General features: G+C 42.6%; 19 protein-coding genes. 5 read left to right on the forward strand and 14 right to left on the reverse strand.

The features are described from left to right. Positions 1-34: 34 nt before the first annotated feature. From IGI96_RS16830 to IGI96_RS16860, 7 genes are all read right to left on the reverse strand, one after another. Positions 35-547 (reverse strand): metallophosphoesterase, encoded by a 513-nt coding sequence (locus IGI96_RS16830; protein WP_438785387.1) that lies wholly within the window; start codon positions 545-547, stop codon positions 35-37. Beyond that, positions 544-1,896 (reverse strand): ribonuclease PH, encoded by a 1,353-nt coding sequence (rph, locus tag IGI96_RS16835; protein ID WP_142973038.1) that lies wholly within the window; start codon positions 1,894-1,896, stop codon positions 544-546. The genes IGI96_RS16830 and rph overlap by 4 nt, the downstream gene beginning before the upstream one ends. Further along, the gene (gene racE / locus IGI96_RS16840; protein WP_015509769.1) at positions 1,897-2,712 is read right to left on the reverse strand and encodes a glutamate racemase; all 816 of its coding nucleotides are present in this window, start codon (positions 2,710-2,712) and stop codon (positions 1,897-1,899) included. Between the two features lie 229 nt (positions 2,713-2,941). Continuing rightward, positions 2,942-3,598, reverse strand: a complete 657-nt coding sequence (locus IGI96_RS16845) for an amino acid ABC transporter permease (RefSeq protein WP_005226185.1) — start codon at positions 3,596-3,598, stop codon at positions 2,942-2,944. Positions 3,599-3,615: 17 nt separating this feature from the next. Further along, positions 3,616-4,263, reverse strand: a complete 648-nt coding sequence (locus IGI96_RS16850) for an amino acid ABC transporter permease (protein ID WP_005226186.1) — start codon at positions 4,261-4,263, stop codon at positions 3,616-3,618. Between the two features lie 11 nt (positions 4,264-4,274). Beyond that, a complete protein-coding gene (locus IGI96_RS16855) occupies positions 4,275-5,084 on the reverse strand; it encodes a transporter substrate-binding domain-containing protein (RefSeq protein WP_005226187.1) in 810 nt (269 codons plus the stop codon). Positions 5,085-5,102: 18 nt separating this feature from the next. Beyond that, on the reverse strand, positions 5,103-5,840 hold the full coding sequence (locus IGI96_RS16860) for an amino acid ABC transporter ATP-binding protein (protein WP_005226188.1): 738 nt from the start codon (positions 5,838-5,840) through the stop codon (positions 5,103-5,105). 267 nt (positions 5,841-6,107) lie between these two features. On the opposite strand from IGI96_RS16860, the gene trpS reads away from it, so the two are divergent. Continuing rightward, complete coding sequence (gene trpS / locus IGI96_RS16865; RefSeq protein WP_005226189.1) at positions 6,108-7,115, forward strand: tryptophan--tRNA ligase; 1,008 nt, start codon at positions 6,108-6,110, stop codon at positions 7,113-7,115. 400 nt (positions 7,116-7,515) lie between these two features. Here the strand turns inward: trpS and pheT are convergent, their stop codons facing one another. The 6 genes from pheT to lepB form a co-directional block, all read right to left on the reverse strand. Beyond that, entirely contained in the window at positions 7,516-9,936 is a 2,421-nt protein-coding gene (pheT, locus tag IGI96_RS16870) for a phenylalanine--tRNA ligase subunit beta (RefSeq protein ID WP_270288307.1), read from the reverse strand. Continuing rightward, positions 9,937-10,983 carry a phenylalanine--tRNA ligase subunit alpha gene (pheS, locus tag IGI96_RS16875; RefSeq protein ID WP_005226191.1) on the reverse strand — a complete coding sequence of 349 codons (1,047 nt, stop codon included), beginning with the start codon at positions 10,981-10,983 and terminating at the stop codon, positions 9,937-9,939. A 353-nt stretch (positions 10,984-11,336) separates the two neighbouring features. Next, positions 11,337-11,657, reverse strand: coding sequence for a winged helix-turn-helix transcriptional regulator (locus tag IGI96_RS16880; RefSeq protein ID WP_005226192.1), 321 nt, complete (start codon positions 11,655-11,657; stop codon positions 11,337-11,339). Between the two features lie 67 nt (positions 11,658-11,724). Then, entirely contained in the window at positions 11,725-15,402 is a 3,678-nt protein-coding gene (gene addA, locus IGI96_RS16885) for a helicase-exonuclease AddAB subunit AddA (protein WP_270288309.1), read from the reverse strand. Further along, the gene (locus IGI96_RS16890) at positions 15,395-19,012 is read right to left on the reverse strand and encodes a PD-(D/E)XK nuclease family protein (RefSeq protein WP_270288311.1); all 3,618 of its coding nucleotides are present in this window, start codon (positions 19,010-19,012) and stop codon (positions 15,395-15,397) included. The genes addA and IGI96_RS16890 overlap by 8 nt, the downstream gene beginning before the upstream one ends. Before the next feature lie 122 nt (positions 19,013-19,134). Then, the gene (lepB, locus tag IGI96_RS16895; RefSeq protein ID WP_005226195.1) at positions 19,135-19,683 is read right to left on the reverse strand and encodes a signal peptidase I; all 549 of its coding nucleotides are present in this window, start codon (positions 19,681-19,683) and stop codon (positions 19,135-19,137) included. Positions 19,684-19,897: 214 nt separating this feature from the next. Between lepB and IGI96_RS16900 the strand changes: the two genes are divergently transcribed. Next, positions 19,898-21,349, forward strand: coding sequence for an NAD-dependent succinate-semialdehyde dehydrogenase (locus IGI96_RS16900; RefSeq protein ID WP_015509777.1), 1,452 nt, complete (start codon positions 19,898-19,900; stop codon positions 21,347-21,349). Positions 21,350-21,461: 112 nt separating this feature from the next. Beyond that, a complete protein-coding gene (locus tag IGI96_RS16905; RefSeq protein WP_438785388.1) occupies positions 21,462-22,058 on the forward strand; it encodes a nitroreductase family protein in 597 nt (198 codons plus the stop codon). 63 nt (positions 22,059-22,121) lie between these two features. Here the strand turns inward: IGI96_RS16905 and IGI96_RS16910 are convergent, their stop codons facing one another. Beyond that, entirely contained in the window at positions 22,122-22,616 is a 495-nt protein-coding gene (locus tag IGI96_RS16910; RefSeq protein WP_005226198.1) for a hypothetical protein, read from the reverse strand. 137 nt (positions 22,617-22,753) lie between these two features. Here IGI96_RS16910 and IGI96_RS16915 point away from each other — a divergent pair, with 137 nt between their 5' ends. Both IGI96_RS16915 and IGI96_RS16920 read left to right on the forward strand, forming a co-directional pair. Beyond that, positions 22,754-23,281 carry an HdeD family acid-resistance protein gene (locus IGI96_RS16915; protein ID WP_438785389.1) on the forward strand — a complete coding sequence of 176 codons (528 nt, stop codon included), beginning with the start codon at positions 22,754-22,756 and terminating at the stop codon, positions 23,279-23,281. Between the two features lie 120 nt (positions 23,282-23,401). Continuing rightward, positions 23,402-23,845 carry a hypothetical protein gene (locus IGI96_RS16920; protein WP_016609260.1) on the forward strand — a complete coding sequence of 148 codons (444 nt, stop codon included), beginning with the start codon at positions 23,402-23,404 and terminating at the stop codon, positions 23,843-23,845. The last annotated feature ends 9 nt before the right edge of the window (positions 23,846-23,854 follow it).

Here is a 23,854-nt window from a genome sequence, read left to right on the forward strand (position 1 = left end):
TATAATGAAATTTTTACTTTTTGATTCCGCTTACTTAACGTGTGAAAACGAAAGCTAGCTCTGGGACTTTATGAAAGGAACGATCATAGTATTGGATTGCCCATTGTTCTGGCGTACTTTCAATAATCACAAAACTTTTGATTTGAATTTGCCCTCGCGGTTGGGAAATACTGCCGGGATTCAAGAAAAGTCGATTCCCGACTTTCTCACAAGCAATTTGATGCGTATGACCAAACAAAGCGATCGAGGCATCTGCTTGTTGCGCTTTTAAGCCTAATTTGGTTACGCCAAAACGAACATCCGCCAAATGGCCATGGGTCATATAGATGGTATCCAGCGGCGTTTTAACGATACGCTCATTCGGAAAACCACCACCGTAATCGCAATTGCCACAAACGACTTGGAATGTTTCCCATAAAGGATCCGTTTCAGGAAGTTCTGAATCCCCACAATGAAGGAACAAATCGACTTGATTTTCGAATTCATTTTTAAGATCAACAAGAATCTCACGATCTGAATGATTGTCACTGACAACTAAGTATTTCATACATTTTCTCCTTCTAACCACTCCCGCCACTGTTCCTGCAGTTTTTTGATTGCTAGACCACGGTGGCTCACTCGGTTCTTTTCTTCTTGACTCATTTGGGCTGCGCTTTGCTCTGAACCATCAGGAATAAACAATGGATCGTAGCCGAACCCATTTTCTCCACGAGGGATGCGGCCGATTCTCCCCGGCCATTGAGCTTCAACCACCAAACTCTCTTTTCCTGGCGCTGCGAAAACTAACGTACAGTGAAATTGGGCACTGCGTTTGTCATCTTCGACATCCGTCAATTCATAGAGCAATTTTGCATTATTGGCAGCGTCACTTTTTTGCTCACCAGCAAATCGAGCAGAGTACACCCCTGGTCGTCCCCCTAATGCATCGACTTTCAGTCCTGAGTCATCAGCTAACACCGGTCTTCCCAAAATTCTGGCGATGGTTTCGGCTTTAAGGCGGGCATTTTCTTCAAAGGTGGTGCCGGTTTCTTCAACATCTGGTAAGGAAGGATAGTCTTTTAAGGTACGGACATCGTAACCTGCCGCGCCAAATACGGCTTTAAATTCCTTGGCTTTTCCTGGATTGCCTGTAGCAATGACGATCGTTTTTTCGGGAATCTCATAAGGGGGTTCATCTGGTAAAAACAGTGCCTCTTTTTGATAGGCAATCAATTCTTCGATAGCCGTTTTTCCGTAAATCAGCATCTCATTCAACTGCTGACCATCAAAGGTCGCTTCTTCCCCAGTTCCTTGCAATTCGACAAATCGACCAGATTCCGTCATCACCAAATTCATGTCAACAGCAGCTGAAGAATCTTCTTGATAATCAAGATCGGTCACACAGGTGCCATCTGGTAAGATCCCGACACTAATTGCTGCCAAATGCTCCTTGATTGGATCTTCCATCAACGCTTTGTCACGCAACAAGGTATCGATAGCTAAACGCAACGCGACAAATGCGCCGGTAATACTAGCTGTTCGGGTACCGCCATCTGCTTGAACGACATCACAATCGACCACGATACTGCGCTCCCCTAATTTTTCTAAATCGACTACTGCGCGCAAGGAACGAGCGATCAGCCGTTGGATCTCCATCGTCCGACCAGAAAGCTTGCCTTTGGCACTTTCTCGACGATTCCGAGTGTTGGTCGCTCGTGGGAGCATACTGTATTCGGCTGTGACCCAGCCTTTTCCCGTATCTCGTAAAAACGGAGGGACCCGCTCTTCAATCGTTGCCGAACAGATCACGGTTGTGTCACCAAAAGAGATCACAACCGATCCTTCGGGGTGTTTGTAGACGTTGGTTTGAATGTTAACTGGTCTTAACATTGTTTCTTTTCTGCCATCATGTCGCATTTAAAAGCCTCCTAAATCAGTGTGAATCGATGAGATCGTGTCTAAATCAAGCCAATCATTGGCAATCTCATCAAACATTTTCGGTGAACCAGTAGTAAAAAATGCATGTTGCGGATGCGGATCGTCCTGACTCGTTGCAGCAATGGAAAAATAGTCCAACAAGGTACTGACTTCCCCCACCGTTTCTGCCCCTGAATCAATCAGCTGGATATGAGCGCCCAATTCATTTTGAATCAAAGGACGCAATAAAGGATAATGGGTACAACCCAAAATCACTGTATCTAGCCGTTTGTTTTTCAATGGACGCAACGTTTCTGCCACGATTTTCTTGGCGACCGAGCTATGGTATTGTTTGCTTTCTACGATCGGCACAAACTTCGGGCAAGCCAAACTGACGACGGACGCATGGGGCGCTTTGCCATGAAGAGCGCGCTTGTAAGAGTCACTTTTGATCGTTCCGTTTGTCCCGATGACACCGATTCGTTGGTTTTTGCTTGCTTTGACTGCTGCTCGACTGCCAGGCAGGATCACGCCGATCACTGGGATCGCTAGTTGTTCTTTGATTTCTTCAAGGGCGACCGCTGTTGCTGTATTACAAGCGATCACCAACATTTTAATGTTTTTTTCTAATAAAAAACGGGTCATTTGCCACGTATACTCGATGACTTGCTCAGCAGGTCTCGGACCATACGGGCATCTGGCTGTATCTCCCAGATAAAGAATCGATTCGTTGGGTAATTGCTTGATTGCTTCTTTGACGACCGTCAACCCACCAACACCAGAATCGATAAAACCAATTGGTCTGTTGTTTGTCATAGTTTCCATCCTTTACATGAAAGAAAGAGTTTGGTGCATTTTTCTCTCTTATTCATTTTGGACTTTTTTTGACTATTTTTCAAGTATTCCTTTCGTTTGCTAAAAAAGCTTACCGAAAAACCACGAAACGGTCAAAAAGAAAAAGCCCCTACGATTGGCTTACACCCCACAAGTTGCACTTGCATGGGTGAAAGACCGATCGTGGGGATGTTTTTGACGATTATTCGTTTTAGTAATCGTACTGACGTTTTTCCAAAAAGCCAGAAAGCAATGACAAGGCATAACAAACCAAAAAGTATAAAACAGTCATTGCTAAAAACATAGGCAAAACATAGTTTGTGTTTTGACCATAAATGATTCGAGCATGATGAGTCAGCTCTGGTAAAGAAATAATCACAGCTAATGACGTATCTTTGATCAAAGAGATCAACTGACTGACGATCGCTGGCAGCATCGCTTTAAATGCCTGCGGCACGACGATGCTCCGCAATACTTCGACATAGCTCAACCCTGTAGACAAACCAGCTTCCATCTGCCCTTTTGGCACAGAATTCAAACCAGCACGAAAGATTTCAGAGAGCATCGCTGATTCAAAAATCGTCAACGCCACAACCGCTGACCAAAAAATATTAAAGCGGATACCGATCTGCGGCAATGCAAAGTAAGTGAAAAAGATGATCAAGAGCAAAGGCAAGTTACGAATAACATCGATCACGACACCTAATACTTTAGAAAAGACTGGGATCGAGCTGAAGCGCAAAATACCGGCGATCCCTCCGATAATAAAGCTAAATAAAATCGATAGGATCGACACTTCAACTGTTACCCGCAAGCCATCGATCAAGAAGCGAATGTTAATCGCTGAAAAAGCTTCAAAAAAGTCCATAGTTCGTTAGCTCCTTTCTATGAGCGGACAGCCCAACGCCGTTCCAAGTAAACCATCAAATAAGACAACGGTAGGGTAATGATCAAATAGAAAAGACCAACAATGATATACGTATCAAATGTATTGAAGGTCTCACTTGCGATCAAATCGCCTTGATACATAATATCTAATCCTGCGACCATCGCCAAAATTGATGAATTTTTGACAAGATTGATAAATTGATTGCCTAACGGCGGTACGACGATCTTAAATGCTTGAGGCAAAATAATGTAGCGCATCGCTTGGCTGTAAGTAAAACCAGAAGACAAGGAAGCTTCCATCTGGCCTTTAGGGACCGTTTGAATCCCTGAACGGATCGTCTCAGCGATAAATGCCGATGTATAGATCGTTAAGCCGATCGTTCCTGCTTGAAAGCCGTCAAAAGAAACCCAATACATTGGCACAACGACATAAAAGAACATCACGATGATCAATAAGGGAATATTCCTAAAAAACTCAACATACGCTTTGGCAATCCCTTTGATGAGGCGATTGTCTGACAACTGAAAAATTGCCATTAAGGTTCCGATCAAAAGACTAAAAAACAGTGCGATCAAACTCGCCATGACTGTGTATTTAAAGCCTTCAATAAACTGACCGGTATACGTTTGAAATAATTCAACCATTCAGTTTCCTCCTACTCTACTTTTCCTGATTCGTCTTCAGGGAACCACTTGTTGTAAATCTCATCATAGGTTCCATCTTCACGCATTTCCCGCAACGCTTGATTCACTGCATCAAGAAACGGCTTTTGTCCTTTATTGATGGCAATCCCATAAGGTTCTTCTGTAAAAGTTTCGCCAACTAAATGGTAATTGGGATTTTCACTCGCCATCCCTAATAAGATCGCATTATCCGTGGTCATAGCATCCCCTTGACCAGATTGTAAAGCCGTAAAGGCTTCCGCATAATTCTCAAGTTCCAAAATTTGCGCTTCTGGTGCTGCTTCACGAATGTTCACAGCTGAAGTAGAGCCTTTCACGACCAATACAGTGGTATCTGCGGTCAAATCTTCGATCCCTTGAATAGGGCTGTCTTTGGCAACTAATAACGATTGGCCTGCATCAAAGTAGACATCGGAAAAATCGACCTGTTTTTTACGTTCTTCCGTGATAGTCATCGTGGCGATGATTGCATCGATGTTGCCGTTTTTCAAAAGAGGAATCCGAGTTTTTGAGGTTACTTCAACAAAGATGGCATTGCCATCACGACCTAAAATTTTCTCAGTGATTGCACGAGCGATATCAATATCGAATCCTCGTACTTCTCTGGTCGCGATATCCATTAATCCAAAAAGACGGGTATCGTTTTTTACGCCCCAAACGATCTGATTCGTCTCTTTGCTGTTTTCTAAAATATCGATCTCTGCGGCACTTTGTCCTTTACAACCTGAGAAAGTCACAAGGGCAAAGGCTAAGACTAGAAAGGAAAAGATTTTCTTTCTCATAAGGGTTCCTCCTATTGCTTAATGATTGCTGACTTTGCTCAAGAATTGTTTTGCACGTTCGTCTCTTGGTGCATCAAAGAATCCATCGACATCGCGTCGGTCTTCTAAGACTTGTCCTTCCGCCATAAAGACGATTCGATCTGCTACTTCACGGGCAAAGCTCATTTCATGGGTAACAACGATCATGGACATGCCTTCACTGGCGATTTTTTTCATGACATCCAAGACATCACCAATCATTTCTGGATCCAATGCTGACGTTGGCTCATCAAAAAGCAGCATTTCTGGTTTCATCGCAAGCCCTCTGGCAATTGCGACCCGCTGCTGTTGTCCGCCAGATAACATGGAAGGATAGGAATCTTTTTTATCTAACATCCCTACCCGATCAAGAAGCTTTTCCGCCAAATTGATGGCTTCTTGCTCATTTTGTTTTAATACTTTGATCGGTGCCAACGTAATGTTTTCTAACACGGTTTTATTTGGATACAAATTGAAATGTTGAAACACCATGCCGATGTTTTTTCTAATTTCTGTCATTTTGACATCTTTGTCAAACAAGTTCTTGCCATTGACCAATAATTGACCACCTGAAATGGTTTCTAGACCATTAATCGTACGGAGCATTGTACTTTTACCAGATCCTGAAGGTCCGATAACAACAACGACCTCACCTTTTTCAAATTCAAGGTTGATGTTTTTTAAAGCATGGAACTTTCCGTAATATTTCTCTACGTTCTTAAATTCGATCATTGCCATTGATTCACACTCCTAGCTTTTTTTAAAATTAAATGAGTAATTGGAAAGATTTGATTCATATTATAGCTCAATCTTTTTTCATTTGTAAAGGTGCTTTTCCAATGTTCCCCCCTTATTTCTGAAAAGACAAGTGCTATTTTACTTTGATGTGAGGTTTTTGTCCATGAAAATTTTTCTCACCCCATCAGATCACAAGGAGAACCGGTTGTTTCTTTTGCTAAAAAAAGGTAAGATAAACCATATAACAAAGGAAAAGGTGGAAAAAAAGTGAATACGATTTTAACTGGCGACCGCCCAACTGGCAAATTGCATCTTGGCCATTATGTGGGGTCTTTAAAAAAACGGGTCGAAATGCAAGCTGACCCTGAAAATCAGCTTTATATTATGGTCGCTGACATGCAGGCACTAACAGATAACGCGAAAACACCTGAGAAGGTCTCAGCGAATATTTTAGAAGTTGCTTTGGATTATTTAGCCGTTGGATTGGATCCAGCAAAAACAACGATGTTTATTCAATCGCAAATCCCTCAGCTCTCTGAATTGACGATGTATTATCTCAATCTAGTCAGTGTTGCTCGAGTACGACGAAATCCAACCGTTAAAGCCGAAATTGAACAAAAAAAATTTGGTGAAGGCGTCCCTTCAGGTTTCTTCATCTATCCTGTCTCTCAAGCAGCGGATATTACCGCTTTTAAAGCAAATTTAGTCCCCGTTGGAGAAGATCAAAAACCAATGCTGGAACAAACGCAAGAAATCGTGCATAGTTTTAATTCTACGTATAGTGAAGTATTAGTCGAACCAAAAGCGGTTTTACCGCCAAAAGGCATGGGACGTTTAGCGGGGATCGATGGGAACGGGAAAATGAGCAAATCACTGAACAATGGTATTTACTTAGCTGATCCAGCCGATGTATTACAAAAGAAAGTGATGAGCATGTACACGGACCCAAATCACATTCATGTCAACGACCCTGGACAAGTCGAAGGCAATATGGTCTTTACGTATCTTGATGTATTTGGCACTGAAAAAGAAAAAATTGCTGAATTAAAAGAACATTACACCCGTGGTGGATTAGGCGATGTCAAAATCAAACGCTATTTGATCGATGTTCTAGAAGCCGAATTTGCACCGATTCGTGAACGCCGTGAAGCTTTTGCAAAAGATCCCGGTGAAGTGATGAACTTATTAAAAATTGGTAGTGAAAAAGCAGAACAAGTTGCCGCCCAAACGTTAGCTGAAGTCAAAAATGCAATGGGCATCAATTACTTTGCCTAAAAAACAAGCCTTTACGGCTTGTTTTTTTGTTTACAAATCGGAATGAATTCTTTCATACAAAACCTATGTGCCAACTATGTGTTAGATTTCACGAGAACCCTTCCTCCTTAGACTGACACTTTGTGTAATTTGATTTGATGCTGTTTCTTGCACAAAAACCAAGAGAGCCGTCCTAAAAAATAACCTCATAAAATGCGGATTAAAAAATCCTTTTTTCAACCTTGCCAGTGTTTAAAAAAAGTTGGACCAAAAAAGCTGGATTGCCTTCTATAGAGAAATCTTTTACGGCTTTCACTCAACTCCTCACATTCTTGTGTCATCTGAGCATCTATTATAATAGTAGAAAACGTTCCCCACCCAACTTCTTTGTATGGTGGAGAACGTTTTTCTACTTATTTGATTAGCGGATTTCTGCTTGAACTTTTTCTTCTAAGTTACGAGTAATTTTCGCTATTGCTTGATTGATCTCTTCATCCGTCAGGGTAGCTTCTGGATTGCTAAAGGTCAGGCTGTACCCTAATGATTTTTTGCCTGCTTCGATGTTTTTCCCTTGATAAACATCGAATAAACGAATCGCACTTAAGAAGCGACCTGCACTTTCGCGAATGATCTCCATCACGGACTGGTTATCGATCGTTTCATCAAGCAAGAGTGCCATATCCCGCGTTACTGATGGGAACTTAGAAACTGGTTGATAGACCAATTGTTCTGTTTTTGCTGCTAACAGTTGATCTAAGTTCAATTCAGCAACATAGGTTTCACTCACTTCATAATCTTTGGCGATCGATGGGTGGACTTGTCCCAAGAAGCCGATTTCTTGGTCATCTAGCAGGATCATTGCCGTACGGCCAGGATGCATCTCTTTGATAGCTGCCGTTTTTTGATAACGAATACGGTCGGTTAATGCCAACGAATCAAATAGATTTTCTAAAATGCCTTTCAAATGGAAGAAATCAACTTTTCGAGCTTGGGTTTGCCAGTCTTTCTCATGGATATTTCCTGTCAAAGCTAGCCCTAAGTGATTGACTTCTGTTGGCAGCTCGTGCTTACTGTCGCCTGTTTGATAGAAGACGCGACCAATTTCATACAAAGCAACACGATTGTTTTTACGTGCCAAATTGTACGCAACGTCGTCTAACAAGCCTGAAATCAGATTCAAGCGCAAGACGGCACGCTCTTCGGTCATTGGCCAATCCAATCGAGTCACTTGGCTCGATTTATCCGTAAATTGTTGTGCCTTCTCTTCAGTGGTCAAAGCATAGCTAATGGCTTCACTGACCCCGTTGCCTTCCAATAGCGTCCGAACTTCTCTAGTCAGACGTTGCGCTTTGGTTAGATGACCGGCAACCGTTTCTCCTTGCGGTAAAGTCGATGGCAAACGATCATAACCGTAAATACGCGCCACTTCTTCAATGATATCTGCTTCGATCGTAATATCCCAACGACGAGGTGGGACAGAAACAATATAGCTGTCTGCTTCTTGACGATGACCAAAGCCTAATGCGTCAAAGATTTCTTGCACTTCTTCATCAGTGATTTCTGTGCCTAAATAGCTATTGATTCGAGCTAAAGTGATTGTAACCTCCACAGGTTCTACTGCTACTTGGGAACCTATTACTGCCCCTTTTAAGACCGTTCCGCCAGCAAGTTCTGCAATCAGTGCTGCTGCTGCATCACAAGCTTTTGCAACCGTTGCTTGGTTGATCCCTTTTTCAAAACGAGCAGAGGACTCACTTCTTAAATTGAATTTCTTTGAGGTTAAACGAATCGCTAATGGATCGAACAGCGCCGCTTCTAAAGCGACTGTGGTCGTTGTTTCCGTGATTTCAGAATCAAGCCCTCCCATGACGCCTGCGAGCGCAACGGGTGTCGTTCCGTTGGTGATAACGATGTCTTCTGATGAAAGCTGACGTGTTTCTCCATCTAAGGTAACCAGGCTTTCATTTTCTTTGCCGCGACGTACCAGTATTTCCTTGCTGTCTAGCTTTTGATAATCAAAAGCATGCAATGGTTGGCCAAATAATAACAAGATATAATTTGTCACGTCCACAACATTGTTGATTGGACGAATGCCTTCATTCATCAAGCGATTTTGCAGCCATTGTGGACTTGGGGCGATCGTTACACCATCAATGATTCGAATTTGGTAGGCGGGTGCATCGGTTGCTTCCGTGACCTTCACCTGAATTTTATCGGCAGCAGCTACTTCACTTTCATTAAGCGCAATTTCAGGAAACTTCGGTGTTTGCCGATAGATGGCACCGACTTCATAAGCAACCCCCCGCATGCTCAACGCATCCGCGCGGTTCGGAGTGATCGATAATTCGATAATGTGATCATCCATATCGAGATAAGGAAAAACCGGTGTTCCTACTTCTGCTTCTGCTGGTAAATAATAGATTCCTTCTGCGTATTCTTTGGGGATTACACTATCAGCATACCCTAGTTCTTGCAATGAACAAATCATGCCGTTCGAAACTTCTCCCCGCATCTTGCTCTTTTTAATTTTTACATTGTCCACGATTCGAGAGCCTGGTAATGCTACGATGACTTTGATGCCACTTTTGACATTTGGTGCCCCACAAACGATTTGCGTGTCTTCTTCCTCACCAATATTTACTTGGCAAATCGATAGATGATCAGAATCTGGATGTGGTCGGCAGTCGGTCACTTCTCCGACAACGATTTTTTTTAAACCCTCTTCAGGCACGTCAATACCTTCGACTTCGATCCCAGTCACTGACATTTTGTCCGCCAGCTCTTTTGGTGTGATCTCAGACAGATCAAGGTATTCATTTAACCATTTGTACGATACTAACATTTATTGTTCCCCCTTGAACTGGCGAATGAAACGCACATCATTTTGATAGAATTGGCGAATGTCGTTTACGCCGTAGCGCAGCATTGCCACTCGATCAGGACCTAAACCAAAAGCAAATCCTGAATATTGGGTTGGATCGATCCCTGACATTTCTAAGACGTTAGGATGCACCATTCCAGCACCGAGGATCTCGATCCAGCCAGTTTGTTTACAAACGTTACAACCCGCACCACCGCACTTGAAGCAGCTGACATCAACTTCGACCGATGGTTCTGTGAAAGGGAAATAGCTTGGTCGCAAGCGAATTTGGCGATCTTCACCAAACATTTTTTGCATCATGACTTCTAAGGTTCCTTTTAAGTCACCCATCGTAATATTTTTATCGATCACCAATCCTTCAATTTGATGGAATTGGTGGCTATGGGTCGCATCATCTGTGTCACGACGGAAAACTTTCCCTGGTGAGATCATCCGCAGCGGCCCTTTAGAAAAATCATGAGTCTCCATTGTTCGCGCTTGCACTGGTGACGTATGGGTCCGAATCAGCACTTCCTCTGAAATATAAAAAGTATCCTGCATGTCTCTGGCTGGATGATCTTTTGGCAGATTCATCCGTTCGAAGTTGTAATGATCTTTTTCCACTTCGTAGCCTTCAACTACTTGGTAGCCCATACCAACAAAGATATCTTCGATTTCTTCCATGATTTGCGTTAGCACATGGCGTGTTCCTCGGTCCATCTTTTTACCAGGCAAAGTCACGTCGATGGATTCTTCAGCAAGGGCTTTTTCCAAGTTTGCTGCTTCGATAGACGATTTGGCTTCTTCGATCGCTTCTGTCAAGATATCACGAATCTCGTTGGCATAGCTCCCCACCTTCGGCCGTTCTTCCGCAGAAAGATCTTTCATCCCCCGTAGAACTTCAGTAATGGGACCTTTTTTTCCAAGCACTTCCACTCGAATCTGATTCAAGTCATTCATGGTTGGACTTTCTTTGATTTTAAGCAATGTCGTTTCCTTCAATGCTTCTAATTTTTCTTGTAAAGACATGTGTTTCCTCCTTCTATACAGTGAATAGTGTAAAAAACGATTTGACTGGAAAAAGTGACGATCTTTTGATAAAAAGACAAAAAAAGACGTCATCCCTTAAAAAAAGGAACGACGTCTCGTGTTACCATCCTCATTCGCGGAAAGTTCCGCGCACTCACTTCGGCTAACGACAGCAACACTGCCGACTGATTGTTCTCAGCAAGCTCCAGAAGTGAAATTCATTTTTCGAATACAGGACTTGCTTTCAGTCTGTGACAAGTCTCCCTTTTTCTGATCCAGCCAAATTACTAGTTTCTATCAACGCTTTTTTTACTATTCATTTAAGCTTAGTTTACCTAATTTCCGTTGAGAAATCAACTGCATTCTTCCTCACGTACCCAGGTTTCTGCCCAACGCTTCACACTCATCATACTCTTTTCAAGAGCAATACCTCTTGGCGTCAAGCAGTAAAGATTGTTTTCTTTGCAGACAATTTCTTCCCGCTCTAATTCTTTCAAGCGTTCGACTAACACCCGATCACTCACTTGAGGAATCTTGTTTGCTAACTCAACAAATCTTTGTTTGCCGTCTTCAAGAAGGACATCAATGATCAAGCCGTTCCACTTTTTGCCTAAAATAGAAAAAGCTTTTTCAAATTTAGGACAAAGGGCATAATCCGATTCTACTTTTATCATTCTCCATCACCTCTTTTACCTATTATAGCATATGACTTACGAAATGTAAGAAACTAGGATCGATCAGCTAGAATGCCACGATCATCTTAGGTTTTAACAGCACTAAATAGGTCTGTTTCACTGGTTTGTTCAATGCTTTCTCCAATGCTTGGCAATAGAGTTTTAATTGACCATAATATCGTTCGCGCATTTTCTGTTCAATCTGAGCCTGACTGCCGAACACATCATCCGTTTTAAAGTCATACAAAATGATTTCATCCGCCAATTCAATATAGCCGTCAATAATACCATGGATCAAAAGCGGCGCATCTGGTTCGTCAAACCCTTCAAAGATCGTATCGGCCTCTTTTAGCATCGAAAACGGCTGCTCTCGCTTCACCACATCAGAGAATTGGTTCAACAGTTCACCTAGTTCAGTTTGATAAAACCACAAAATACTCGATCGGTCAATTTTTTTGGCGATTTCTTCAGAAAAAAATTGCTTTTTCACGAGTTCAGCAATCAGGAGCGCCAAAGTATCTTGTGTTGGCTTCATTCCTAAGGGGATCATTTGCAAAACCGTATGTGTTGCGGTTCCGATACTGCTGGCGAGAGGCTTCGTTTCTTGCAGAAATTTGGGTTTCGCCAATTCATCTTGTACGTAGCGATATTGCTGAGGATTCGTCTTCTCGGAAACCGACCGCCATTCCAACAAAGTGGTCTGTTGATCATCAGGATCGTTATAGAGTCTTTTCAATTCTGAAACAGATTGATAACTAGTCGTTTGGGTCGCTTTTTGATAAGGATAGCGATAGGCTAGGCGTTTCAAAAGATCATCGATATTGCTATCTGGCGCAATCAATCGTTTAGGCTCCTCGACTGGCGCAAGCGTCTCTTGGACTTCTTGCGTGATCGTTTCTTGATTCCACCATGACAGACGAAAATGAGCAGGATGATCGATCGTTCGCTTGCGCTCTGACGCTTCGGAGAATACTGCTTCCATATCTGGATGGCGCATCAGGGTCCGTCCGACCCAATCCATCAAGCTCCCCCGTGCCACTAAGCGCAACGCTGGATCAAGAACCATCTCGGATTGTGTCAAGCCAGATTGCCATGTCTTGAAGGCATCCGCTTGATTTTTATAGGAGCCTACTAAGAAAAGCTTCTGCTCTGCTCGTGTCAATGCTACATATAATTTTCGCATCTCTTCTGACAAGGCTTTTTTCAAACGAACTTGCTTGATGGCTTGAAACGGTAGTGTTTCAAATTTAAGGTTTTCTGCGGGTTCCACATATTGGATCCCAGCCCCCAGCTGTTCTTCAAAGATATAGCGTTTTTGAAAATCTTGGTAATTAAAGAATTTTGTTGTATCCAATAAGAAGACTACAGGAAATTCCAAACCTTTACTTGCATGGACGGTCATCACACGAACTGCATCTTCTACTGGTGTAGCTAATGGCTCTGCCAAGTCCTTGTTTTTTTCTTGCATCTTTTCGATGAAGCGAATGAATTGGTACAACCCACGGAAACTGCTCTTTTCGTATTTCTCCGCTCTGTGGACCAATGCCGCTAAATTGGCATAGCGCTGCTGACCTGCAGGCAGTCCCACGACATAATCCAAATAGGCAGTATCTTCATAGATTTGCCAAAGCAAGGTTGGGATTGGTAATCGTCGTGCTTCCTCTCGCCATTGTTCCAGTTTTGTTAAAAATCCATCCACCGTTTGCCACAAGGGTGACGCTTCTTGTTGCCCATGGTAATCCAATACTGCATCGTAGTAGTCGCTGGAACGATTCGCTAAACGGATCTCAGCCAATTGATCTTCTGTTAGGCCGACGATTGGCGAACGCAAAACGGCCACAAGTGGGATATCTTGGTACGGGTTATCAATGATCTGCAGCAAAGAAACGACGGTTTGGATCTCCGTTGCCTGAAAATAGTTTTGAGCATCATTGACCGCCATCGGAATCCCAAACTGCTTAAAGACATCCAAAATGACAAGATTGTTTTTACGTGTGGGGGTCAATAAGACGATGTCATTGTAAGTGATTGGTCGATTTGTTTTGGCTTTTTTGTCATAGATCATGAAGTTTGATTCAATCAACTCTCGAATCTTCAAGGCAGTGATCTGCATTTCACCTTCTGTTTTGTCATCGATCAATTGTTCTTCGGATTCATGCTCTTTTTCATATAACAAGAGCTCTGTGGCAAAGGCCTCGCTTTCTGGAAAATCAGGAAAACCGGTAATCAAGGCTGCCGCCTCATCGTAAGGGATTTGTCCAACCCTTTCATCCATCAGTTGTTGAAAAACTAGATTCGTAAAATCCAATACATCGGAACGAGAACGGAAATTTTCTGCTAAGACGATTCTTCGCCCACCATTCTCTGTTTCAAATGCCAAGTATTTTTCGATAAATAGCGTCGGATCTGCTAATCGAAACGAATAGATCGACTGCTTCACATCCCCCACCATAAACATATTGCCAGGGTTATGATCGACTTGTCTGACCCAATATAAAATTGCCTCTTGCAGCCGATTGACGTCTTGGTATTCATCGACTAAAACTTCTTCAAAGCGATCACGATAATAGGTCGACGCCTCACTTCCACTGCCATCTCCTTGTAAAATCTGCAAGGTGAAATGTTCCAAATCATTAAAGTCTAAACGGCCTTTTGAAAGCTTTCTTTCTTGAAATGCTTTCATAAATGCTTCGGTCATCGCTGCCATTTTTTCAACGACAGGTGCTGATCGATGAAGCAGCTCCATCATTTCAGCTGGTGGATACGGGAAGGTGGCTTTCAATTGCTCGACCAATTTTTTCGCATCATCGCGTAAGGGCTTGATTTCTTGGGACAATTCCTTTTGTTCTGGTTTGCGAAAAGCTGGGTAACGACCAAAACGCAATGTTTGGATCTGCTCATAGAAGCCATCGACATCGTCTGCATCCAGCAGAGCCTTTAAGGTTTCCACCATGCCCAATTCGGTATCGATCAACTGTGCCGCTTTTTCCATCGCTTCATCAGAACGGGCATAGTCTTGCGCCGCCTGCAGCAAATGCGCCGCTGTTTTCAAATTTTCTTGCAAACTCGGTTTGATTTGCGATTGGTACAGGGTATTTTCAGCAAAGGTTTCTTTGCCGATATAGTGATCACTTAGATGAGCTAACCAGTTGACTGGATCTGGATTGGCTCGGGCAAAGTCATAAAGAGACAGGATCAGATCCCCGACGCCTTCATCAGAACGATCACTTGAAAAATTTTCCGTCAAACGAAAGAAGGCTTCATCATTGGCTTCATATTGTTGATCTCTCAGCTGTGTCCAGATTTCTTCTTTCATCAATAAAATTTCGGTTTCATCGGTCATCATGCGGAAATTGGGATCTAAATCGATCAAATAATAAAAACGCCGAATCACAGTTAAACAAAACGCATGCAAGGTAGAAATGTTAGCTGTCGGCAACAGCTGCAGCTGACGAACGAAGTGCTGGCGCTTTTGCTCGTCACTTTCTTGATTGATGGCCTGTTGCAATGCCACTTGAATCCGTTCTTTCATTTCTCGAGCAGCTGCTTCGGTAAAGGTTACGATCAGTAAAGAATCGATCGTCGTTCCTGCTTTTAGCTTTTCGATCACTCGCCGAACCAAAACGGTGGTTTTGCCTGAACCCGCTGAAGCGGAAACGAGGATATTATCCCCTTTATCAAAAATGGCTTGCCATTGGGTATCCGTAAAGGTTTCATTTTGCGGTTTTAAAGGGATCTTACTCATCTTCTTCCTCCCTTAAGCGATGGATAATCTCATCTTTAGATAAGTTTTCTAAACGGTGGTACTCATTTTCTTTCAACAATACATCAAAGTCACAGATGCTGCGAAACGGACAAAATTCACACGCCCGTTTTTTGTCTTTTATTTTATAAGACGGGTTTAAGGCGATTTCACCGCTTAACAGCTTCTCACCGCTTTGCTGCATGTTTTTACGATTGTGTTTTCTTAACAGTTCAAGCTCTTCTTCTGTATAAAACTTGTTTTTCGCCTGCGTTGTTTTTTGATAATTGCCGTTTTTGTCTTTTCGAACAGGAAATATCGGTGAATTTTTGCTGGCTTCAACATCCTCATCTAGCAACGGGAAAACAGCCGGTTCGTCAATAAACAACCCGTCATACTTGAAACGTTTTAAACGTTCTTCTTCACTGGCTTCTTGTCCGTCCAAAAGCGGATTATGCACATGCAGATAATAAGCCCCCGCTGGTCGCACATTTGGCGAACCAACCAGTTGGACAGCATCCGTCAATGCGACATCGAGATAGGTGATCAACTGCATCGCAAGTCCGTAGTATGCTTCAGAAAGGTCAAAATCTCGGCTGCTAGATTTATAGTCAACAACAGAAAGCCATTGTTCTTCTTCCGTTTTCGCCGTATCGACACGATCGATCTTCCCCCGCACATGCAGTTTCCCGCCAGAACTTAATGGCAATTCGATCCCATTGATTCCATTTGAGCCAGCAATCTGACCGAATAGCACCTCCGTCTTTTCAGGACTAAAATGCATTTTTTGTCCTTGTTTCGCTAATGCCCACGCTACTCGCTGAATCGTCTTGCCTAATTGATACCGAATAAAATTCATCCGAGCAGAGCTCGTCAGTAAGCGATAACGGCTTTCGCCAAAAATTTCCTGCAAAACGACTTCCACAAATTGCACGCGTTGGTCAGCAGTTAACTGGGTCAAGGAAATATTTTCAGCAATCAGGACTTTGACAAAGCGGTCCAACGCATCATGGAAAAACTCACCGGTCATTGCTGGATTTAAGCCATAAACTTCCCGTTCTTTTAACCGTAATCCGTAGCTGACGAAATACTTGTATTCACACTGATAGAACGTCTCCATCTGAGAAATGGAACTGTAGATCGACGGTCCATATAGTGCCGCAGCTTGTGCTTGAGACAAAGGAATCGGAATATTTTGATGAGTTTGGCTTTCAAATACTTGGGCAGCTAAATCTGTCCATTCCGAACGCAGCAGTGCTTGTTTCAGCTGCTCCCAAACCCTAGGCAAATTCTCTTTGTTTTTTTGCGCTTGCTGACTGAGGTTATTGATTTGATAGATCAGGCCACGGTAACTGCCGACATAGTTTCTTGGATCGCTGACTAGCGTCAAAATCCCTCGCTCTTGCAGTGGGACATCCAAACGTTTGACCACGCGATCTAAATAAGGCGACATTTTGATGTTTTGCTGGGTATCAAAATTAACGGCATAGGACAGTGATAAGTGTTCCGTTGCTGAAAGCAAGACAGAATAAAAGGCAAATGGCTCCTTGACACTGCCTTCCACCACTGTATCTCTAAGGTATTTTTCACCATTGAACAACTGATTGAAATGCTGACGTTCTTCATTCGTCAACAACGTTTTGTTCTCTATTTTTCTTGGCAACGCCGTTTCATTCAATCCCGGTGCAAATGTGATCTTTGCTTGCTTTGGACGTGCCAGATCAAGGCGATTGATGTTGACTTGGTCGATCGCTGTTGGGATCTTCCCGAATGTGACATTTTCTAAGCCAGTCAATAAGACATCCTCAAAGAGCGCAAAATCAAAGGACTCTTCCCCATAGATCGCAGCATATTCATCCAGCAAATCCATCAAGGCTTGCCATGCTTGTTCATGATTACGGGCTTGATCCAACTTCCCTTGCTGGATCGCTTGATCTCGCCAATGCCGCAGTTGTTCTTCAACACCGGCATTCAGTAAAAAGCGATACAGCAGTTCGACCGCATCGCGGTTCGTTCTAGCAGCCGTCAGCCAGTCTAGAGTATCAGCAACATCTTGTTTAAAGGCCCTGCGCAACTGGTTGGTATACGCTGTCAAATCCACTTTATCCGTCTGCTCTTCTTCCGATTGTAAATACTCGATCAGTTCCCAATCTTCGTTTCTCGTCCAACTCGCTCCTTGGAAATCATGAGCCAACGCTTTGTTCTCGGTAATATCCACCAACTTACGAAACTGGTCACGCCCAACGAGCCAATCTGCTTCGGAGCGATAGGCTGCCGGTAAGTAAAGTTCCGTTCTAAGCAACCGTAAAATATCATTTAAGCGAAAGCCATAGGATTGACAAGCAAAAAAAGCATTCAAAAACTCAACCAATGGATGTTGCGCCATCATCTGCTCTTCATCGATATAAAAAGGAATCTCAAACTCAGTAAAAATTTTAGGGATATATTGATGATAGATTTCTGGTTCGGCGATCAATAATTGGATCTCTCGGTATCGTAATGCTGGGTACCGTTTCTTATCGCTCATCATCCCACGGATCGACGCTGCAATCTGACGGATCTCTTCTTCTGGATTCCCAACTTTCCAAATTGCCAGAAAGTCCTTCACAGAGGACTGTTGCTGATAGTTGACTTGTGACTGAGTATGCCGCCAAAATGTTTCAATTTCATTATACGCCTGTTGCATCGATCCCTTCGCTTCCTTGTCTACCTCTTGGTTGACCGAAAGTTTCTGATCCAAATAAATCGGCACTTGATTTTCTCGGGCAAAACTGATCAATTGATAATAGGTTCGCCCTGCTTCATAAAACAAATTTAACGGTGAAGGTAGCTCTTGTGGATACCCACGATCCAGAAAAAGATCAATAATGACATGACTTTTTTTCATCAACACTTGAATCAGCTGCTGTTCCTGTGTTGAAAAAGCGGAAAACCCACTGATAATAAATAAGGCATGGGAAAGATCTGGTGCTTTGTTCATTGACACCGCGTTAGGCATTGCTTGCTCCACTGGAGAATCATCCATCAAGGAACCTTCAAGAAAGCGTGTCAACAAGGTGATCGGTTGTTCGACTTGTAATGCACGCTCCAGAAGTTCTTGTTCAAATCGTTGAAATATTTTCGCTAATTCACTGTATTTTTTCTCCTCGTCTTGGGTTGCGCTTGGTGCAGCACCACCTGCCAATAAATCTTCGATCCCCAATCGACTTGTATGCATTTCTTGATAGAACGCCAACAATTGCTGGATAAAACCCGCTTTGTTGATCTCACCACGGTATAAGACGAGTTCTTCTTCTAGTTCCAAAAGCAGCTTACGCATGATCATGGAGGCACCATTTTCAGTGATGGCATTTTGAGAAAGCAAGCCGGTTTGCTGCAGATAAAACCAAGCCAAACGGTGAAAACTATACACTTGCGCGCGAATAGAAGCAAAATCTTCTACGCGATCCTCTTTCAGTAATTGAAGGATCTCGCGCTCTCGTTCAAATTTGTTGTAGTTAGGTACCAGAAAAAATACTTCTTTATGGTCTTTTTCTAACCAACTTTTTGCATTTTCTATCACTGCTTGATCATGACGACAACGGCCATCGCCAAGGATAAATCGTAAACTCATGAAAGGACTCCTTCTCTCCATCGTCTTTTAAAAAAAACACTAAAAATCAGCGACACGCTTCTTCAAATGCGTCTTTGTTTTTAATAGAATCTCCTTAAAAACAAAAAAACGGTCGCAGAATTTCACTCTTTGCCTAGCATACCAAAATCGGCAATTGGCCAGAATACAAATTTTACATCACCCAAAATCGTTGCTTCATCGATCAGACCTAATTGACGACTATCCTTGGAAATTCGGCGGTTATCCCCTAACACTAAAATTTGACCTTCAGGAATGACTTCAACACCAAATAACCCCATATCAAAATCACTGGTCAATGGAAAGCCATCTGTGACAGCTGCTTTGAATTCATCCAAGTAGGGTTCATCATATGCTTGTCCATTGATATAAAGGGTATCGTTTTGATAGGAAACCTGATCGCCAGGTAAACCGATCACGCGTTTGATATAGTTTTTGCCTGCTTCATCCGGTGCTTCAAACGTTATGATATCGAAACGTTCGATCTCGGTATTTTTCAAAGCAATCACCCGCTCACCATCATGTAATGTGGGGTCCATCGAATCTCCTTTTACGATCACAGGAGTAAAGACATACTGTCTTAATAACAAGAGGAATAAAGTGAAGATCACGACAAATCCTACTGTTTTTAAAAGCTCTTTTACTTGTTGCACGCGTCCCTCACTCCTTGAATATTTTACTATATTTTCCAAGAATCGAACAAACATTCTTATTTTTCTATTCTACCATAAAATGATAGGAGCAGGACATTTCCCCTTTGGTTCTTTACAAAAATTTGGAGAATCAAGAGACTTGCATATGAATTGTCATCCTTTCTGATCCGTGCTAGGGTTAAATAAGAACCCATTATTGAAAGGAAGTGCCAAGATGAACCAACAGTTACCACAAGTACCAACAAAGTTATTGATTAACGGAAAATGGCTTGAAGGAACAAAAGAGTCGGTTTCGGTTACCAATCCTGCCACTAATGAAGAACTCGTAAAAGTCAGTCAAGGAGGGATCGAGGAAACCAAGCAAGCAATCGATGCCGCAGCGATTGCTTTTCCCGAATGGTCAAAACGCTCCCCTCGAGAACGTGCCGATTTGATGAACGTCATTGCTGATTTGATGGAGGAAGAAAGCGATCGTTTAGCAAAAATCATGAGTATGGAACAAGGAAAACCATTAAAAGAAGCGGAGGCAGAAATCCAATCCAACGTTGACAATTTCCGTTGGAATGCAGCTGAAGCGCAACGGGTCTATGGCGAAGTGATTCCAGCCCCTGAACACAATCATTGGCTGGTACGCAAAGAAGCGATCGGGGTTGTTGGCGCGATCACACCTTGGAACTTTCCTTCTAACATGATTGCAAGAAAAATTGCACCTGCTATGGCCGTTGGCTGTACCCTTGTTATGAAACCATCAAAAGAAACCCCACTATCCGCATTAGCTTTAGGCGAGCTTTTTCAACAAGCAGGACTTCCAGACGGGGTCGTCAATATCGTCTTAGGTGATTCTTCTGAGATTGGGAAAGAATTGACCGAAAATGAACAAGTCAAAAAAATCACCTTTACCGGCTCCACGAAAGTTGGGATGAAATTATATGAACAAGCAGCACCAACTCTGAAAAAAGTTTCATTGGAGTTAGGTGGTCATGCCCCGTTTCTTGTTTTTGCTGATGCTGATTTAGATTTAGCTGCTGAAAAATTAATTGCAGCAAAATTCCGCAACAACGGTCAGGTCTGTACATCCCCCAATCGAATTTTTGTCGAAGAGTCCGTCAAAGACGCCTTTACCAAAACATTACTAGCGAAAATGGAAACCGTAACGGTCGGCAATGGTCTGGAAAACCCTACTGTTGGTCCTTTGATCAACCAAGCAGGCGTTGAAAAAGTCATCGAGCAGTTGGAAGATGCGGTAAATAAAGGAGCTAAAGTTTTACTCGGTGGTAAGAAGCTTACTGAAGGTGAATACGAAAAAGGCAACTTCTTCGCACCAACGGTCATCGATGGGATTACTTCTGAGATGGCTATCTACTATGAAGAAACCTTTGGACCTGTGATTCCATTGATCTCATTTACGGATCGACAAGCAGTCATCGCTGCGGCAAATGATACGGAATTTGGACTAGCTTCCTACTTCTTTTCAACGAATTTGCAAACGATCTCGAATGTAGCCCAAAACCTCCAATATGGGATGGTTGGGGTCAATGACATTGCGATCTCAAATCCGGCGGCTCCCTTCGGCGGCGTCAAGCATTCCGGTTTTGGTCGTGAAAACGGCAAATATGGCCCTGAAGAATACGTGACCGTTAAATTCATTGCTATCGATGCCCAATAAGAAAAAGTCAGGTGCGTTTGCCTGACTTTTTGACGTCCCAAGCATTTTCTTTTACTAACATTAAGTAAGAATGTATACTTCACTCTATGACAATAGAAAAGGTGGGAATACGATGACAAAATTTCTTGATACAATCAAACAGCGCCGCTCAATCTATGGGCTAGGTAAAAATGTGGCTCTTTCCGACACTGAAATCGAAGACATTGTGAAAGAAGCAGTGAAAAATAGTCCAACTGCGTTTAACGCACAATCACCAAGAGCCGTGATTTTATTTGGCGAAGCCCACGAAAAATTGTGGACATTAACAGAGGCTGCGATAGAACCATTGACACCACCCGAAGCGTTTGAAACGACAAAACAAAAACTTGCTGGTTTTAAAGCGGGTTACGGAACCGTTCTATTCTTTATTCACACGGATACCGTGAAAAATTTGCAAGAGCAATTTGCTCTATATGCAGAGAACTTTCCCGTTTGGGCAGAACAATCGAATGGGATCGCTCAAGCGAACGCTTGGACCGCTTTAGAAGAAGCTGGATTAGGTGCCAACTTACAGCATTACAACCCTGTCATCGATGATGCTGTTGCAGCTGAATGGTCAATTCCTGAAAATTGGCAACTACGGGCGCAACTAGTCTTTGGTTCAAAAGAAAGCGAACCGAACGAAAAAGAATTTCTAAGTGACGATGAGCGCTTCCGCGTGTTCCATTAATCAATTTTCAACCTAAAAAAAGACCCTTGATTACGCCTTAAACTGGCAGTAATCGAGGGTCTTTTAGTCCTTTGTTCCTTGATCATGATCGACTAAAATATCGATCGGTGTCCCTTCATTCAAGTGTTCTGACAAGAAAACAACCAATTCTGCTAATGGCTGCTTGAATTTCATCAATGGGCCTCTCATCCCTCTTCGAAAATAGTTCATCTTGATGGGCTGCCCTTCCTTTTCTTGAAATAAAACGACTCGATCGATCTCTTGGTATAGTACCCCTTTGATACTCATTGGATGGACAATGATTCGATCAAGTGCTAAGCCGCGGCTATCTAAAACAAAGCTCAAAAAGACCAAACCCGAAACGATCCCTCGCACCCGATTATCAAGTGCCTCTTCCATCATCACCATAGATAGGATAATCATTACTGAAAAAATCGTAATGGCGACCTTGCTTAGTTTGCGCTCCACAGCAAGAAATTGAATGTCTTTCCGTACCACGAATAAATAAAGGTATAAAACGATCGTAAAGGCACACATCACTAGCGTTAACCCACTCATAATACTCTCCGTTCTGTTTTCTTTTCCTTATTTTACCAAAAAACCATCTGATACAAAAGGCTTAGCCTATTTCGTAGGTTTTTTGATATCTATTTTAACAAGAATTCGGTACAATAGGAAAAAAAGGAGGAATTATCATGAATGCATTTTTTGATAAATTACAACGCTATGATTTACTTCGTGCCGTCGTATATATCGTCTTTGGCTTCATCATCTTGATTGCACCACGATCTGTCTTCAACACGATCGTTTATCTTGTTGCCGGGTATATTGCATGTTTAGGGATCATTAGCTTGTATACGAGCTACAAAGAAAAACAAAAGGGCTATCGCAATGTGCAATCCGTCTCTGGTATCTTACTGTTGATTGCGGCAGCTGCGATTTTAGTTTTTGCCAAAGGATTACTTGCCATCGTGCCATTTTTCTTAGGAATCATAATCACCATCAGCGGTTGCACCCGATTGATGGCAAGCTTTAACCAAAAACGCATTGGTTTACCTTATATCACTAGCTTGATCATCAGTCTATTGATCATTGCTGCAGGGATCATCCTAGTATTGAATCCCTTCGCCACTTGGTTGTTATTCTTCCAAATTTTTGGTGGGATCTTGATTTTCATGGGTGCCTCCGATGCGGTCAACCATTTTCAACGAAAAAGAGCCTAATAAATGAGAATGTTTTAAAATTTCCTACGAATCTAACATCTACATGTAGACTTTTCCCGCTATTCCTTTTAAAATAGGAGATATCAAACAGTCAGTCCATTGACACGCGGGAGGTGCGACATGAAGAAAATCAAGCAAGCAGCAAAACATCCGAACGATGTACCGGTAATTTTTTTGACCGATGCAACTGGCAAAGTCGTACGAAAAATCTCGATCAATGAGTGGCGTGCGCTTAAAGCAACCCCTGACCAGATCGAAGAACTTGATATCAAATTGTATCGTGAAGCAATCAGTTTCTATCTTCAAGAAGACTACGCAAAAGCAAAAGATCTTTTGCATTTCTTGATCAACAAAACAGACTATAGTCATTATGAATACGTGGAACGATTAGCAAATATCTACCGCATCGAAAACCGTCCCGCTAAAGAAAAAGACCTGTTACTGACTGCTTATCATGCAATCAAACCGTTGGATTCCTCTGAAGGGATTTTAAGAAGGATCGAAAATCGATTGCAAAAAATCGATGCCTTTGATTTTCCAACTTCGACACAATTCAGTCATTAAAAAAGCAGC

It is taken from the genome of Enterococcus sp. DIV0421 (genome assembly GCF_051713745.1).
Classification (GTDB): Bacteria; Bacillota; Bacilli; order Lactobacillales; family Enterococcaceae; genus Enterococcus_D; species Enterococcus_D casseliflavus.